General features: G+C 45.1%; 13 protein-coding genes. 10 read left to right on the forward strand and 3 right to left on the reverse strand.

The features are described from left to right. Nucleotides 1-4: 4 nt before the first annotated feature. On the reverse strand, nt 5-1,147 hold the full coding sequence (gene queG, locus AC3CH4_RS01250) for a tRNA epoxyqueuosine(34) reductase QueG (RefSeq protein WP_488543193.1): 1,143 nt from the start codon (nt 1,145-1,147) through the stop codon (nt 5-7). A gap of 247 nt (nt 1,148-1,394) precedes the next feature. On the opposite strand from queG, the gene tsaE reads away from it, so the two are divergent. The 8 genes from tsaE (at nt 1,395) to hflC (ending at nt 10,978) form a co-directional block, all read left to right on the forward strand. Further along, nucleotides 1,395-1,859, forward strand: coding sequence for a tRNA (adenosine(37)-N6)-threonylcarbamoyltransferase complex ATPase subunit type 1 TsaE (gene tsaE, locus AC3CH4_RS01255; RefSeq protein ID WP_004735870.1), 465 nt, complete (start codon nt 1,395-1,397; stop codon nt 1,857-1,859). Beyond that, nucleotides 1,853-3,574, forward strand: coding sequence for an N-acetylmuramoyl-L-alanine amidase (locus AC3CH4_RS01260; protein WP_017078233.1), 1,722 nt, complete (start codon nt 1,853-1,855; stop codon nt 3,572-3,574). The genes tsaE and AC3CH4_RS01260 overlap by 7 nt, the downstream gene beginning before the upstream one ends. Before the next feature lie 48 nt (nt 3,575-3,622). Then, nucleotides 3,623-5,926: a DNA mismatch repair endonuclease MutL gene (gene mutL, locus AC3CH4_RS01265; RefSeq protein WP_488543194.1), complete on the forward strand. Its 2,304-nt coding sequence runs from the start codon at nt 3,623-3,625 to the stop codon at nt 5,924-5,926. A 97-nt stretch (nt 5,927-6,023) separates the two neighbouring features. Then, complete coding sequence (gene miaA, locus AC3CH4_RS01270; RefSeq protein WP_054548395.1) at nt 6,024-6,956, forward strand: tRNA (adenosine(37)-N6)-dimethylallyltransferase MiaA; 933 nt, start codon at nt 6,024-6,026, stop codon at nt 6,954-6,956. A gap of 193 nt (nt 6,957-7,149) precedes the next feature. Then, the gene (gene hfq / locus AC3CH4_RS01275) at nt 7,150-7,416 is read left to right on the forward strand and encodes an RNA chaperone Hfq (RefSeq protein WP_004735866.1); all 267 of its coding nucleotides are present in this window, start codon (nt 7,150-7,152) and stop codon (nt 7,414-7,416) included. A gap of 44 nt (nt 7,417-7,460) precedes the next feature. Next, on the forward strand, nt 7,461-8,768 hold the full coding sequence (gene hflX / locus AC3CH4_RS01280; RefSeq protein ID WP_004735864.1) for a ribosome rescue GTPase HflX: 1,308 nt from the start codon (nt 7,461-7,463) through the stop codon (nt 8,766-8,768). Nucleotides 8,769-8,795: 27 nt separating this feature from the next. After that, on the forward strand, nt 8,796-9,998 hold the full coding sequence (gene hflK, locus AC3CH4_RS01285) for an FtsH protease activity modulator HflK (protein WP_017078236.1): 1,203 nt from the start codon (nt 8,796-8,798) through the stop codon (nt 9,996-9,998). A 2-nt stretch (nt 9,999-10,000) separates the two neighbouring features. Further along, nucleotides 10,001-10,978: a protease modulator HflC gene (hflC, locus tag AC3CH4_RS01290; protein WP_054548394.1), complete on the forward strand. Its 978-nt coding sequence runs from the start codon at nt 10,001-10,003 to the stop codon at nt 10,976-10,978. A 223-nt stretch (nt 10,979-11,201) separates the two neighbouring features. Here hflC and AC3CH4_RS01295 read toward each other — a convergent pair whose 3' ends face one another. After that, nucleotides 11,202-11,390, reverse strand: coding sequence for a DUF2065 domain-containing protein (locus tag AC3CH4_RS01295; protein ID WP_026012244.1), 189 nt, complete (start codon nt 11,388-11,390; stop codon nt 11,202-11,204). Nucleotides 11,391-11,562: 172 nt separating this feature from the next. Here AC3CH4_RS01295 and AC3CH4_RS01300 point away from each other — a divergent pair, with 172 nt between their 5' ends. Then, nucleotides 11,563-12,879, forward strand: coding sequence for an adenylosuccinate synthase (locus AC3CH4_RS01300; protein WP_017078237.1), 1,317 nt, complete (start codon nt 11,563-11,565; stop codon nt 12,877-12,879). Nucleotides 12,880-13,228: 349 nt separating this feature from the next. Further along, on the forward strand, nt 13,229-13,864 hold the full coding sequence (gene motX, locus AC3CH4_RS01305; protein WP_171313366.1) for a flagellar protein MotX: 636 nt from the start codon (nt 13,229-13,231) through the stop codon (nt 13,862-13,864). Nucleotides 13,865-14,051: 187 nt separating this feature from the next. On the opposite strand, the gene AC3CH4_RS01310 is transcribed toward motX, so the two are convergent. Beyond that, nucleotides 14,052-15,461 carry an amidohydrolase gene (locus tag AC3CH4_RS01310; RefSeq protein ID WP_029224282.1) on the reverse strand — a complete coding sequence of 470 codons (1,410 nt, stop codon included), beginning with the start codon at nt 15,459-15,461 and terminating at the stop codon, nt 14,052-14,054. Nucleotides 15,462-15,490: the final 29 nt, after the last annotated feature.

The following is a 15,490-nucleotide window of genomic DNA, read 5'->3' on the forward strand; positions in this document are numbered from 1 at the left end:
AGGGCTAGGCGTCTCTTGGTAGGCCTTTCTCAACAATACGTATCAGTCGGTGCTTTTTGGTGGAGACTTTATTCTTGCCTTCTTGGATGCTATTGGCATTCGGCAACTGTTGTAGTTGTTTATTCAAAGCCCACTCAATATGCACATCTAGCATTTCATTTTTGCCTTGATGAGATTCTAGTGTTTCAACAATGCGTTGTTGAAATGGCGCATTGCCCATCGCAACAAAGATATTGCGCAACCACTGGGTGTGGCCGATACGTCTTATTGCTGAGCCTTCCATTTTCTTTAGGAAGGTTGCTTCGTCCCAACTTGAAAGTGAAACCAGATCGGCTTCTTGGAAATCTTCTCTACGATGAAAGTCTTTTTGCTCTGTGAGTTCGGCATGGCGATTCCATGGGCAAACTAACTGGCAGTCATCACAACCATAAATACGGTTACCAATTGCGTCTCTAAATTCTTCCGGGATCACACCATCGTATTCAATGGTTAGGTACGAAATACATTTTCGAGCATCGACTACGCCGTCGGCGATAATGGCACCCGTTGGGCAAGAGGTGATACATGCGGTACATTTCCCGCACTCATCGATACTTGGCGTATCTACTGGGAGAGGGATGTTAACGAGCAGTTCTCCTAGGAAGAACCAAGACCCCGCGTCTTTATCGAGAATTAACGAGTGTTTACCTGTCCAACCCAACCCCGCTTTTTGAGCGAGCGGTCTTTCTAAAATAGGCGCTGAATCCACGAAAGGACGCGAGTCTAAACCTTCGACTTCTTTCTCAATTCTTTGTCCCAGCTTTTTCAACTGGTTACGGAACAATTTGTGATAATCGCGGCCTAAGGAATAACGGCTGATATAGCCTTGAGTGGTATCGCTTAGGTTAGAAGCAAATTGAGCTTCTGGTGGCAGGTAGTTCATTCGGGCGCTGATCACTCGAATGGTGCCTGGATGAAGTTCATCAGGACGTGCACGCATCATTCCATGTCGAGCCATCCAATCCATTTCGCCGTGGTTGCCAACATCTAGCCATGCTTGAAGAGGGGCTTCGTGTTCACTTAAATCAACATCGCAGATGCCAACTTTTTGAAAGCCTAGCTCTTTTCCCCAGATTTTAATTTTTTCAGCAAGATGGTCTAGATTCATGGCTTCATTCTTAATTCTTATTTTCTCTGTTTTACAATTAGAGATAAGGCTAATTAAAACTAGGTTCGGCAAAAATGGGGGCGGATCTTAACGGATCTTAGTGATATTGACCAGAACTGACGTGTTTTGATCAGTATTTTTCATAGAACTTACACTTGAGTGCTTGTCTACTAAAAGCATCACGGTTTACTATTCTTGTTCTTTTGATTTTTATATAGTCAACGATCGATTTTTAGAGAACGTATTCATGAGCACGAAACAATTTACTTTGAAAGATGAACAAGCAACGATTCAATTAGGGACGGAGCTTTCTAATCTTTGCTCACAGCAGACGACTATTTATCTGCATGGTGATCTTGGCGCAGGTAAAACGACCTTCAGTCGTGGCTTTGTAAAAGCACTTGGTCATCAAGGAAATGTAAAGAGCCCAACGTATACTCTAGTTGAACCTTATCAACTTGCCGATTGGCAGGTATATCACTTCGATCTTTATCGCTTAGCCGATCCTGAAGAATTAGAGTTCATGGGGATTCGTGATTACTTCACACCAGATGCTATCTGTTTGGTTGAATGGCCTGAGAAAGGCTATGGGATGCTACCAGAAGCCGATTTGGACATTGATATTCGTTACCAAGACGACCACCGTATTGTTTCTTTAACCGCTAATAGTGAATACGGACAGCGCTTACTTAGTCAGTTGGAGTTATGTTGATTTCTAGACGCCTTATTTCAGCAGTAGCCATGATGGCTGCTGTTTTTTCTATACTGTTTTCTTCACTTGTTTCTGCAAACTCACTGAAAAGTTTAAGGGTTTGGCCTTCCCCAGAAGAAACTCGTGTGGTTATTGACTTAAAATCAGAAGCGGACTTTAGCTATTTCACCTTGAGTAGCCCGAGTCGTTTAGTAGTCGATTTAAAACATACTAACCTTGCAACTAAGTTACCGGTCGTGGTGAAAGATAGCCCCGTTCTATCTAAGATTCGTAAGAGTTCTCCGCCAGACAAAAACACCTATCGCTTGGTTTTTGAGTTGAAGAAGTCCTCTACAGCGGAGTTGTTTAAACTCAGCCCGACTCCTGGTGGTCAGTACGGACATCGTCTGGTGATCGATCTACCTCATGGTGCGGCAAGCAAGGGGACTACGACGTCGAAGCCGAGTAAACCAACGGTGAGCAAAAATATTAATCAGGTTAAACGTCAGAAAGACATTCTGATCGTGATTGACCCTGGTCACGGTGGTGAGGATCCAGGCTCTATTGGTCCAAGTCGTAAGTATGAAAAGAATGCGACTCTGAGTATTTCTCGTAAGCTTGCTGCACAGTTGAATGCGGTTCCTGGGATCAAAACTCGTATGACCCGTAACGCCGACTACTTTGTAAACCTTAACCGACGTGTCGCGATTGCTCGTGAAAACGAAGCTCATCTGTTTATCTCTATTCACGCGGATGCTTTTACGACCCCTCAACCAAGAGGTGGTTCGGTGTTTGTGTTGAATACTCGACGCGCAAATACTGAGATCTCTCGATGGATCGAGAACAAAGAGAAGCAGTCTGAATTACTCGGTGGTAGCGGTGCGGCTTTCACTGGCAATATTGATGATAAGAACGTAAACCAAACTCTGCTTGATTTGCAGTTCAGCCACTCACAGAAAGAGGGCTATAAGCTCGCAACCACCATTCTGTCTGAGATGGGTAAGGTTGCTAAGCTTCATAACAGTAAACCAATCAATACCAGTTTGGCGGTATTACGTTCACCACAGATACCATCGGTCTTGGTCGAGACGGGCTTTATTTCGAATCCGACCGAAGAGAAGCTGCTCTTCCAACGTTCGCACCAAGATAAATTGGCACGAGCAGTGACCAAAGCGGTCGTTAAGTATTTGAAGGCTAACCCGCCAGAAGGGATTATCTTGTCTAATGCAACGTCGTCAACGGGTAGCGTGAGCCAACATAAAGTGTCTCGTGGTGAGTCTCTGTCTGTGATTGCGAGTAAATATGGCACGTCGACACAGACGTTGATGAAATTCAACAATCTGAAATCGAGCAGCCTAGCGATCGGCCAAGTGCTTAAGATCCCAAGCAGTGCTTCAGGGTCATCATCAAGCAGCGCAGTGAAAACCAAGACCATAACCCACACGGTTAAGTCTGGAGAGTACCTAGGCAAGATAGCCAGCCGTTACAAAGTACGGGTGGCAGATATCAAACGTGAGAACCGCTTGAAATCTGAAACCGTTAGAGTAGGCCAGAAGCTACGTATTACGGTTGAAGTGAAAGATGTCCCTCTGCGTAAACATAAAGTCGCAAGAGGTGATTACCTTGGCAAGATTGCTTCTAAGTACGGCGTGAGTGTTAACAGTATTCGCCAAGCGAATAAGCTACGATCTGACAGCCTAGCGGTGGGGCAGGTGTTGATTATTCCGCACAAGTAAGCTTTTTAACGCAGACATGTTTCCATCAATGGCAGTAAGGCTATAAATATGACGATCAAAATACTGCCAGCTCGGTTAGCTAACCAAATCGCAGCGGGTGAAGTGGTAGAAAGACCAGCTTCAGTTGTGAAAGAGTTGGTTGAGAACAGTTTGGATTCAGGTGCCACACGTATCGATATTGATATCGAGAAAGGCGGCGCTAAGATGATCCGCGTTCGTGACAACGGTAAGGGCATCGTTAAAGATGAGCTTGCGTTGGCGCTGAGCCGTCATGCTACCTCTAAGATTCATACCCTTGATGACCTTGAGGCGATCGTCAGCCTTGGTTTTCGTGGTGAGGCGCTCGCGAGTATCAGCTCTGTTGCGCGCTTAACCATGACTTCACGCCCTGCCACTCAAGATCAAGCTTGGGCAGCACACAGTGAAGGCCGTGACATGCAGGTGAAGCTGCAGCCTGCAGCACATCCTATTGGTACTTCGGTTGAGGTGTTGGACCTGTTCTTCAATACGCCAGCACGCCGCAAGTTCTTACGCACCGAGAAAACCGAATTCACGCATATCGATGAGCTGCTTAAACGCATCGCATTGAGTCGCTTTGATGTGACGATTAACCTTCGTCATAACGGCAAAATGATTCGTCAGTACCGCGCTGCCAAAACACAAGTTCAAGCAGAAAAACGCATCGCTGCGGTATGTGGCAATCCTTTTGTTCGTCATATGCTTAAGATCGAACTTGAGCATCAAGGCCTAAAGCTTCATGGCTGGATCACCACGCCAGAAGGAGCAAGACAACAAAGCGATCTGCAATACTGCTATGTGAATGGTCGTATGATGCGTGACAAGCTGATCAATCATGCGATTCGTCAAAGCTATGAGACTAGCCTGCGTCCAGACCAATTCGCAACTTATGTACTGTTTATTGAATTAGACCCGCATCAGGTGGATGTGAATGTTCACCCTGCAAAACATGAAGTGCGTTTCCACCAAGCTCGCCTTGTGCATGATTTCATTTATCAGGCATTGAGTGATGGACTAGCCCAAAGCAAACAGATTAATGCGGTACCAATCAAGCAGTCTGCGTTTCATCAATCAGAAGCAACGAATTATCAGCAAGATAATGCAATTCCTGAATCTAGTGATACGACGAGTTACCCAACGCAAGAAAGCACTGTCCCTGCTTATTCGGATCAAAACCCAGTATCTGATCAAAGCCCTCCATCTGAAAGGGCGCGACATGCTATTGATCAAACGCCTTCATACCCAAGAAAGGCTGAGTCTGAACAAGCGAATGATCAGCCTCAACACAGCGTTAATGATGGTGGGCAACACTATAGCTCAACAGCCAACCGAGGTTCATCGTCTAGCAGGGGCTCTTCAACCAACTTAGATTCGTCTACTAGTATTAGTTCAGCTAACACAGGCTCGTCGCCTCGCGAAACCAGTTTTACCGGGTCTCCTCGTCAAGAGTGGATCGAGTCTCGACCTGAACCTAAAAAAGAGAAAGAGCCACACCAGCATCATGGTGAACCCGCGCCCTCTAAGCGAGAAGTGAAAGCCTACAAAGAGCTTCTGAAAACGCCAGATTTTGATGATCAAGTTGTAGCTCCATCATCTCCTCAAGAGCATGTGGCACCAGTAGGAAACATAGAAAATAGAGAAAACATAGAAAATATAGAAGCTAAGCCTGCTCAACAGAATCCTGTTCATTCAAAGCCAAGAGCACCTGTGATGGACTTAGGCAAAGCCGTCTCGGTAGTGGAACGCCAGTATTTGGTAATGGGAAACAAAAACGGCAGCGTATTGGTGTCTCTAGCCAAAGCGGAATTGCTACGTGTGATTGGCCAACTTGATACTCGAGAAGGGGCGTTAAAAAGCCAACCGTTATTGGTGCCTTTATCGATTAAGCTTGGTAGTGAACTTGTCGAGGTTGCTAAGGCGTTGAGCCAAACACTGGCGTTATTGGGGATTGAGCTTAAGGCGCGAAACAGTGAAGCGGTAATGGTGATGGGCGTGCCTTCTCCTTTGAGGCAGCAAAACTTACAAATTTTGATCCCATATCTGTTATCTTACGCGGCTTCATTAAACGCTCAGATTGTCGATAATCACGCTGCTACTGTTTTTAACGCAGATAATGTTTCTAACGCTGCTAATGTTTTTAACGATATGTTGCCATCATTGGTCAACTGGATCGGGATTCAAACGGCACAAGTAAAAAGCGACTACACTTTATCTGAAGCGGTTCAACTAGTTGGGGAACTTGAACAGCTTTGGCATGGTCTACTTCCATTAGATGATCCAGAGTTTGTCAATCCTATCGACTTTTCAGCGACCATAGCCGCGTTTACGGTTTAACTTTTTCGCGATGGCATTTGTCTTTTTAGCTGAATACGTCGCGACACAAAGCCCTTTTTTATAAAGCGCTCTAACAGAGAAACAAATACAAAATATCATGACTGAAAAATTACCTTTAGCGTTGTTTTTAATGGGCCCTACGGCATCAGGAAAAACAGATTTAGCTATCCGCTTACGTCAGAAATACCCAGTAGAGATCATCAGTGTCGACTCAGCATTGATCTACAAAGACATGGATATCGGCACCGCTAAACCGGATGCAGGAGAGCTCGCGCTCGCGCCCCATCGTTTGATTGATATTCTCGATCCAAGCGAAGCGTATTCTGCGGCAGATTTTCGTCGTGATGCGATCAATGAAATGAATAAGATTGTAGCGGAAGGAAAAATTCCGTTACTGGTTGGTGGCACAATGCTGTACTACAAAGCATTGTTGGAAGGCTTATCGCCATTACCGGCCGCGGATCAAGAGATTCGTAAGCAGATTGAAGCGGAGTCTATTGAACAGGGTTGGCAGGCATTGCATGATCAATTAAGAGAGATAGATCCCGTATCCGCTGAAAGAATACACCCAAATGATCCACAAAGGCTTTCAAGGGCATTGGAAGTTTACCGAATTTCGGGTAAAACATTAACAGAGCTAACTCAAACGAAAGGCGATAGCCTGCCATTTCGTGTAAAACAATTTGCAATAGCTCCCAAGGAAAGGAAAGAGCTCCATCGCCGTATTGAACTTCGCTTTGAGAAGATGATAGAGGCGGGGTTTGAAGATGAGATGAAGGCGCTATATGCCAGAGACGATCTTCACCCTGAACTGCCATCGATCCGATGCGTTGGTTATAGGCAGATGTGGGATTATTTAGATGGGAATTGCGATTTAGACGAAGCGGTTTTCCGTGGTGTCTGCGCAACCCGTCAATTGGCCAAGCGACAAATCACCTGGTTACGCAGTTGGGATGATTTAACTTGGTTGGATAGCGAAAACATTGATCAGGCGTTAGAAACTCTTTCAGATGCAATAGCATCTGATTAGTATTGCTGTGTATAATGTGATCGCTTTTTGCGTGAATATACTCTGAAAAGGATCAGTTATTGAGGCTTTTAAAAATCACAGCCTTTCAATAACAACGGAGTTTTTTTATTCGTTTAGCTCAGATGCAAAGGCCGCACCTTTTTGTGCACCACTAGCTAAATAATTACAACAAAATATAAATAAGGAAAATAAAATGGCTAAGGGGCAATCGCTACAAGACCCATTCCTAAATGCACTCCGTCGTGAGCGCATTCCAGTCTCTATCTATCTTGTTAACGGCATCAAGCTGCAAGGTCAGATCGAGTCTTTCGATCAATTCGTGATCTTATTGAAGAACACAGTAAACCAAATGGTTTACAAGCATGCGATTTCTACTGTGGTTCCTGCTCGTGCAGTTAGTCACCACAGCGGCGAGCAACAGCGTGCGCCATCTGATCGTCCAGAGAAGACTGAAGATTAATCGTTCAATTGATACAGCTTACGCTGTAATAAGGAGTTGGTTGCTTGTTTGACCGTTATGAATCCGGCGAGCGAGCCGTACTTGTTCATATCAACTTCACGCAAGAGGGAGAATGGGAAGACCTAAGCGAATGTGAAATGCTGGTCTCCTCAGCGGGGGTAGAAACGCTACAAGTGATTACTGGTAGCCGACAATCCCCACTCCCTAAATACTACGTTGGAGAAGGTAAAGCCCTAGAAATCGCTCAAGCCGTTCAGCTGACCGGTGCTGAAATTGTGATTTTTAACCACTCTCTCTCTCCTGCCCAAGAGCGAAACCTCGAGCAATTGTGTAAATGTCGTGTGATTGATCGCACGGGTTTAATCTTAGATATCTTTGCACAACGTGCGCGAACTCATGAAGGTAAGCTACAAGTTGAGCTCGCTCAGCTTCGTCATATCTCTACCCGATTGATTCGTGGTTGGACTCACCTTGAAAGGCAAAAAGGTGGTATTGGTCTTCGTGGTCCAGGTGAAACTCAACTGGAAACCGATCGACGTTTGTTGCGTGACCGTATAAAAGCGATATTACGTCGTTTAGCGAAAGTGGCTAAGCAGCGTGAACAAGGACGACGTGCTCGTAATCGAGCTGAAATCCCAACAATTTCTTTGGTTGGTTATACCAACGCAGGGAAATCAACACTTTTCAATCAAATCACTAGTGCAGGTGTTTATGCGGCAGACCAACTGTTTGCAACTCTAGACCCAACACTACGTAAGATTGAATTGGCAGATGTCGGGCCTGCAATTCTCGCAGATACCGTAGGTTTTATCCGTCATCTACCACACGACTTGGTCGCTGCGTTCAAGGCTACGTTACAAGAGACGCAGGAAGCTGACATTTTGTTACATGTTGTTGATGCCAGTGATGACCGCTTTCGTGAGAACATTCAGGCTGTTCATGAAGTATTAGAAGAAATCGATGCTCATGAAGTGCCAACCCTTGTAGTCATGAACAAAATTGACTGCATGGAAGACCAAAAACCTCGAATTGAAAGAGACGAAGAGGGCGCACCACGCGCTGTTTGGGTTTCTGCAATGGAAGGAGAAGGGATTGAACTGCTGTTTGAGGCTTTAACTGAGCGTTTAGCGAGTCAAATGGTTCAATTCCGGTTGTGTATTCCACATCAACATCAAGGCCGTATTCGCAGCTTATTCTTCGAGATGAAATGTATTCAACAGGAAGAGTATGATGAAAATGGTAACTTGTTGATAGATATCCGAATGCAACAAATAGATTGGTCTAAACTTGAAAAAAGAGAAGGGGCGCTCTTAGGTGACTTTATCGTTACCAAAGAGACTGCTACAGTATAACGTCATATCAAATGATGGAGCTTTCTAATGGCGTGGAATGAGCCTGGAAATAATAACAACGGCGATAATAACGGCCGCGATAATGACCCTTGGGGTAAGAACAATAATCGCGGCGGCCGAGATCAAGGACCGCCAGACTTAGACGAAGTGTTTAGTAAACTAAGTCAAAAGTTAGGTGGCAAGTTTGGTAAAAAAGGTGGCAACGGTAACGGGCCATCTATTGGTGGTGGCGGTGCGATTGGCTTTGGTGTCATTGCTGTCATTGCGATTGCTATCTGGTTCTTCGCTGGTTTCTACACCGTTGGCGAAGCAGAAAGAGCCGTTGTACTTCGACTGGGTCAATTCGACCGTATCGAAGAACCGGGTCTTAACTGGCACCCACGCTTCATCGATGAAATTAAAGATGAGCAACTGGTTAACGTTCAAGCTATTCGTTCTCTACGTGCTTCTGGCACCATGCTAACGAAAGATGAAAACGTTGTGACGGTTGAAATGGGCGTTCAATACCGTGTTTCTGACCCGTACAAGTACTTGTATCGTGTAACGGATGCGGATGATAGCTTACGCCAGGCAACTGATTCTGCGCTTCGTGCGGTAATTGGTGACTCACTAATGGATAGTATCCTAACAAGTGGTCGTCAGCAGATTCGTCAGAGCACTCAAGAAACGTTGAACCGTATTATTGATAGCTACGACATGGGTATTCTGATTGTTGACGTGAACTTCCAGTCAGCACGTCCACCTGAGCAAGTGAAAGATGCATTTGATGATGCTATCGCGGCTCGTGAGGATGAAGAGCGTTTTGAACGTGAAGCTGAAGCTTACCGAAATGACATTCTTCCAAAAGCAACAGGTCGAGCTGAGCGTTTGAAGAAAGAAGCGGTCGGTTACTCTGAGCGTATTGTTAATGGTGCTTTGGGTCAGGTTGCTCAGTTCGAGAAGCTTTTACCTGAATACCAAGCTGCTCCTGAAGTAACACGTAACCGTATGTACCTTGATACAATGGAAAAAGTGTACTCAAGCACATCGAAAGTCCTGATTGATTCTGAATCAAGCGGTAACTTGCTATACCTACCAATTGATAAGCTAGGCGCACAAGGTGGTTCTCAGTCGGGCACTCGCCCTGCAAAAGCATCATCAACTTACGATCAAATTGAGTTAGAAACTCAAGCTGATCCAAAGTCTAGCACTCAAACTCGTTCAGACAGTTCACGTCAAGGGAGATACTAATAATGCGTAAATTAATGATCCCTGTATTAGTTGTGACGATTGCCCTTCTATTGATGTCACTATTTGTGATTCAAGAAGGCGAACGTGGCATGGTAATTCGTTTTGGTCGAGTTCTCGATGACAACGGCGTATCACGAATCTATGAACCAGGCTTGCATTTTAAACTGCCACTGTTTGATCGCGTAAAAGTACTTGATGCTCGTATTCAAACGATGGATGGTCGTTCTGACCGTTTCGTAACATCAGAGAAAAAAGACGTTCTAATTGATACCTACGCAAAATGGCGTATTGCTGATTTTGGACGTTTTTATCTGAGTACCGGCGGCGGCAATATCATGACGGCAGAAGCACTTCTTGAGCGTAAAGTGACAGATGTTCTTCGTTCTGAAATTGGTGCTCGTGAAATTAAGCAGATCGTGTCAGGCCCTCGTAATAAGGACATCCTGCCAGACTCTGCTGATAGCGAAGTTGTTACAACGGTAGCGGCTGCAGAAGCTCTAGAAGTTGATGGCGAACGCGACAAGATCATGGAAAACGTTTTGTCTGGAACGTCAGAAAGTGCGATGGCTGATTTAGGTGTTGAAGTTGTTGATTTCCGAATGAAGAAGATTAACCTTCCTGACGAAATCAGTGAATCTATCTACCGCCGTATGCGTGCAGAACGTGAATCGGTTGCTCGTAGACACCGTTCTCAAGGTCGTGAGAAAGCAGAAGTTATCCGTGCTCAAGCTGAGCTAGAAGTAGCAACAGTTCTTGCAGAAGCTGACCGTACAGCTCGAATCACTCGTGGTGATGCAGATGCAGAAGCAGCGAAGATCTACTCTGATGTGTACAGTAAAGATCCTGAGTTCTATGGCTTCATGCGTTCATTGCAAGCTTATGAGACATCATTTAGCGATAAGAGCGACATTCTAGTACTGGATCCGAAGACTGACTTCTTCCAATACATGAATCAAGCGAGCGGCGCTCCAGCAAAATAAGCTGATGCGTTAGCGGATGCTTAGCTCAATAAGCAAAATACGTTAAAACTTAAAAGGCTCCCATTATGGGAGCCTTTTTGTTTTCTATTCTTTGAAGACTAAAGACTAAAGACTAAAGACTAAAGACTAAAGACTAAAGACTAAAGACTAAAGACTAAAGACTGAATATTGGCCATTGCGTCCTCGAGGGAAATCGAGCGACAGAGCCGTGCTTTGAGAGAGCCTAGCGGTAGGTCATGAAAGCGATAACGACGCCGGCAACCACAAGGCAACCGCCAATTCGACGCAGTTGCGTGTCTGGCTGTTGGCTTAATTGAGCAACCATGTTTCTCCAGCCATTGGGTGCAATCAAGGGCCCCAGCCCTTCAACGATAAGAACAAGCCCGATTGCGAGCCAGATAGAATTAGACATGTTGCTGCCTTTTGCCTGTAAAAAGATAATAATATCAGCATCTTTACGGATCTTCGCGGTGTCATTGCAAATTTGCTTGTCGTTAGCTTTAACAATTATGAACAAAAAATGACTGCAAGAAATGTGATTCGGTGCTAGAATCCATTTTTAATTAGCAACAGAAATTGGAAAGATGGGAAATAACGTAGTCGTTCTAGGCACCCAATGGGGTGATGAAGGTAAAGGTAAAATCGTTGACCTTTTAACTGAAGATGCAAAATACGTGGTTCGCTACCAAGGCGGTCACAATGCAGGTCACACACTTGTAATTGACGGTGAGAAAACCGTTCTTCACTTAATTCCATCAGGTATCCTACGCAATAACGTTAAATGTGTTATTGGCAACGGTGTAGTATTATCGCCTGACGCACTTCTTAAAGAAATGAAACCTCTTGAAGATCGCGGTATCCCAGTACGTGAGCGTCTTTTCATCTCTGAAGCTTGTCCTCTAATTCTTCCGTACCACATTGCAATCGACAACGCGCGTGAAATCGCTCGTGGCGCTAAAGCTATCGGTACAACGGGTCGTGGTATCGGTCCTGCTTACGAAGATAAAGTTGCTCGTCGCGGTCTACGCGTTGGCGACCTTTTCGATAAAGAAGCATTTGCTGAGAAGCTAAAAGAAGTTATGGAATTCCACAACTTCCAACTAGAGCACTTCTACAAAGCTGAAACAGTAAGCTACGAAGAAGTTCTTGAGCAAGCGATGAGCTACGCAGACATGTTAACTGCGATGGTTATCGACGTAACTGACGAACTAGACGCAGCACGTAAGCGCGGCGACAAGATCATGTTCGAAGGTGCTCAAGGTACGCTACTAGATATCGACCACGGTACTTACCCATACGTAACGTCTTCTAACACGACTGCTGGTGGTGTTGCTGCAGGTTCTGGTTTTGGTCCTCGTCACATCGGTTACATCCTTGGTATTACTAAGGCTTACTGTACTCGTGTTGGTTCAGGTCCATTCCCAACTGAGCTATACGATGGCCTTGAAAAACAAGACCCAGTTGGTAAGCACCTAGGCGATGTTGGTCACGAGTTTGGCGCAACGACTGGTCGTCTACGCCGCACTGGTTGGTTCGATGCTGTTGCTATGCGTCGTGCAATCCAAATCAACTCTCTATCTGGTATCTGTCTAACTAAACTAGACGTTCTAGATGGCCTAGAAGAACTGAAAATCTGTACTGGTTACAAGATGAAAGATGGTTCTATCCTAGAAGTTTCTCCAATGGCTGCTGAGTCATTCGAAGAAGCAACGCCAATCTACGAAACAATGCCTGGTTGGTCTGAAAACACATTTGGTGCTAAATCTATCGACGCGCTTCCACAAGCTGCTCTAGATTACATCAAGCGTATCGAAGACCTAACTGGCGTTCCAATTGATATCGTATCAACTGGCCCAGATCGTAACGAAACTATCATCAAGGTTCACCCATACGGCGCATAATGCCCGCTGAGTGATTACCAGGCACTAACCGTGCTGTGGTAATTAAAGTGCTTTGTTAATTAAAGTGCTTTGTTAATTAAAGTGCTCTGATAATGAAATAGTTTTATAAAAGCCGACTTTATTAAGTCGGCTTTTTAATACCTGCAATTTAGCCACGCACTCTTTGATGGTGATCTTTTAAGCGTCATCAGGCAAAATATTGCCCATTAGCGGCAAGTTTTGTCTAAAGCCGTCAGGGTTATTGCCGATACAGATATCATGGAAAGTGAAGTTCACCCTGTTTTGTGCGTGTAGAAATCCTCTGCGGCCCTCAATAGATAACTTTAGCGACAGATAATAGAGTGCAGGTATGAAGCTACGAATTGTAGCAGCTTCATTGATAATGGCGCTGAGCTCACCCTTGAGTCATGCAAGTTTGACTGACGTGGGAGAGCCCGTTCCAATATATACAGAAGCTGAATTGATTAATTTAATCGAGAATAATCAACATCTAGAGCGAGTGAAAGCTGATAAGTGCCAGTTAGTTGAAGATATCGTTGCTCGTGCGACGCGTATTAGCTTGCCTTCTTATGAGTTTTTATACGGTGATATGTTGGCTTGGGGCGTGTGTGTTCCACAAGATGTCGAGCTTGGCATTTACTATATGGAAAACGCGGCGCATCAAGGTTTACCGGCTGCACTAGAGCAGCTAGGTCGTTATTATTCTCGTGGAACCTTGGTTCAACAGGACAAAGAGCGCGCGATTCCGTATTTACGTGAAGCGGCCTCTATGGGTAATCTAAGTGCAAGCATTCACTTAGCGGAACTCTTGCTGCGTGATTACGGTAGCCCGTTAGATTATGAAGATGCTTACCGCTGGTTATACAACTCGGTGACTGCGGATGATAGGCAACACAAACGCATCACCGTGCTTCGTAGCGGTCTGGAACAGAGAATGCCGGACAACATTATCGCTCGAGCAAAACGTCGAGACGTGTTCTGGTAATTACGAATATTAATTAAGGTTGATGGTGAACGACTGCACTCGTTAGCCATCTATCTTGATATAGAAAGATATCGATATAAAAAGGCCTCGTAGGTAAATACCTATGAGGCCTTTTTTGATCTGAACTGCTTTTTTGTTTAACCGATTTTTAGATTAAACAGAAAGCGCAGTGATTTAGTTTTAGTCGTTATTGAACAACTTCACCAGATTCAATCACCGTCTTACGAACGACTTTGGTGAAATCGAGTGCTTCTTGGCGAATTTTATCTTCATCGACTGTTAGCATGTCGCGGTCTTGCATGATGATCTTACCGTCAACGATGGTGTGGCGAACGTTACCCGAGTTAGCTGAGTAAACTAATGCCGAGTATGGGTTGTAGACCGGAACCATGTTTGGCGCTTTCGTATCGATCACTATGATGTCAGCGAGTTTACCGGCTTCAAGAGAACCGATCTTATCTTCCATGTGTAGCGCTTTTGCTGCGCCCATTGTTGCCATGTCGATCACTTTGATCGGCGGCATTGCGGCACGATCTTTATTCACCAGCTTGTGAACTTTAGCGACTTGGTTGAATTCATCAATGGTGCTCAGTGTGTTACCAGACATTGGGCCATCAGTACCTAAACCAATACGAACGTTTTCGTCGTACATCTTAAGCGCAGGAGATACGCCTTTTGCTGACTTGATGTTGGCACTCATGTTGTGAGCCACACCCATATCCGATTTTTTCACCAGCTCGATATCATGATCGTCAACGAGGATCATGTGTGCACCCACCAAGTTTTTGTTGAGTGCGCCAATGCTGTCCATGTATTGAACCGGTGATAGTCCATCTGAACGCTCGGCGATTTTCTCTTCTTCACGGTGTGATTCTGCAAGGTGAATCATTACTGGTACATCGAGCTCTAGAGAGAGCTTAGAGATCTTCTGCAGTATCTCTGTGGTGTTGGTGTAAGGCGCGTGTGGTGCAAACGCGGGTGTGATACGCGGGTGGTCTTTGTACTCTTCAATGAAATTCAGCGCGTATTGGATGCCTTCTTCAGCATTAGCCGCATCAGCGACTGGGAACTTAATAACGGTTTCACCAAGAATGGCTCGCATACCGATCTTATCGACGGTTTTCGCAACTTCATCTTCGAAGTAGTACATGTCGGCGTAAGTCGTGACACCGCCTTTAACCATTTCGACATTACCAAGGTTAGCGCCAATACGCACCATGTCTCGCGATACCAGTTTCTTCTCTAGAGGGAAGATATAACGGTGAAGACGGTCAGGCACATCATCGGCCAGCGAGCGGAAAACCGTCATCGATACGTGAGTATGAGTATTGATGAGACCCGGCATCACGATATCGCCATCCACGTCTAACACTTGTTTCGCTTGGTACTGCTTCTCTAGTGAAGCATCACCAACGGCAATGATTTTGTTGTCTTTTACGACAACAGTACCGCTCTCATAAACCGTTTTGTCTTGGTTCATGGTTAGAACCATCGCATCGGTAATCATCAAGTCAGCTTTTTCCATTGCTGAACTCGCAAATGGAAATAGAGCGAGGCTTGCCATTGCTGAAGCCAATAGGGTGCGTTTTAGTTTCATATCAATACTCAGAACAGGAGTTGGTAAAG

Source organism: Vibrio sp. QJM3NY_26, assembly GCF_057786005.1.